The 1,582-nt window shown below is 58.1% G+C and carries 1 rRNA gene; it reads right to left on the bottom strand.

Annotated features, from left to right (window positions below):
• Positions 1–71 precede the first annotated feature (71 nt).
• Positions 72–1,582 (bottom strand): 23S ribosomal RNA (locus AB0C35_RS45980); the annotation flags it as partial.

Genomic DNA, 1,582 nt, shown 5'->3' with positions numbered 1-1,582 from the left:
CCCAGGTTGTTTCCTGAGAACCACACAGGGACGCGAACACAACTTGCAGCGATTCGGATTGAACGTCATGTGTGTTCAAGCCACTCGGCCTATTAGTACCGGTCGACTCCACACGTTACCGCGCTTCCATCCCCGGCCTATCAACCCAATCGTCTCTTGGGGGCCTTACCCCACCCGAAGGTGGAAGGGAGAACTCATCTCGAGGAAGGCTTCCCGCTTAGATGCTTTCAGCGGTTATCCCGACCGAACGTAGCCAACCAGCCGTGCCCCTGGCGGGACAACTGGCACACCAGAGGTTCGTCCGTCCCGGTCCTCTCGTACTAGGGACAGACCCTCACAATTCTCCTACGCGCGCAGCGGATAGGGACCGAACTGTCTCGCGACGTTCTAAACCCAGCTCGCGTGCCGCTTTAATGGGCGAACAGCCCAACCCTTGGGACCTACTCCAGCCCCAGGATGCGACGAGCCGACATCGAGGTGCCAAACCATCCCGTCGATATGGACTCTTGGGGAAGATCAGCCTGTTATCCCCGGGGTACCTTTTAGCCGTTGAGCGACACCACTTCCACACGTAGGTGCCGGATCACTAGGCCCTGCTTTCGCACCTGCTCGACACGTCCGTCTCACAGTCAAGCTCCCTTGTGCCCTTACACTCGCCACCTGATTGCCAACCAGGCTGAGGGAACCTTTGGGCGCCTCCGTTACACTTTAGGAGGCAACCGCCCCAGTTAAACTACCCACCAGGCACTGTCCCCCACCCGGATACACGGGCGCGGGTTAGACGCTCAAAACGACCAGAGTGGTATTTCACCAACGACTCCACCGACACTGGCGTGCCGGCTTCACAGTCTCCCACCTATCCTACACAAGACGCTCCAAACGCCAATGCCAAGCTATAGTGAAGGTCCCGGGGTCTTTCCGTCCTGCTGCGCGAAACGAGCATCTTTACTCGTACTGCAATTTCGCCGGGCCTGTGGTTGAGACAGCGGGGAAGTCGTTACGCCATTCGTGCAGGTCGGAACTTACCCGACAAGGAATTTCGCTACCTTAGGATGGTTATAGTTACCACCGCCGTTTACCGGCGCTTAGATTCTCAGCCTCGACCCTTACGGGTCTAACCGGTCCTCTTAACGTTCCGGCACCGGGCAGGCGTCAGTCCGTATACAGCGTCTTACGACTTCGCACGGACCTGTGTTTTTAGTAAACAGTCGCTTCCCCCTGGCCACTGCGACCACACCCAGCTCCCCGCGCAAAGCGGATCACCGGACATGGCCCCCCTTCTCCCAAAGTTACGGGGGCAATTTGCCGAGTTCCTTAACCACAGTTCACCCGATCGCCTTGGTATTCTCTACCTGACCACCTGAGTCGGTTTAGGGTACGGGCCGCCGATACACTCGCTAGAGGCTTTTCTCGACAGCATGGGATCACTCACTTCACCTAAAACGGCTCGGCATCACATCTCACCCTCAATGCGCCGCGGATTTACCTACGACACGGGCTACATGCTTACCCCAGGACAACCATCGCCTGGGCTGAGCTACCCTCCTGCGTCACCCCATCACTCACCTACTACCCCCTCGGG

The organism is Spirillospora sp. NPDC048819, assembly GCF_040650055.1.
Lineage (GTDB): Bacteria > Actinomycetota > Actinomycetes > Streptosporangiales > Streptosporangiaceae > Spirillospora.
The sequence above is the reverse complement of the archived record's forward strand: the minus strand, read 5'-3'. Positions and strand labels throughout refer to the sequence as shown.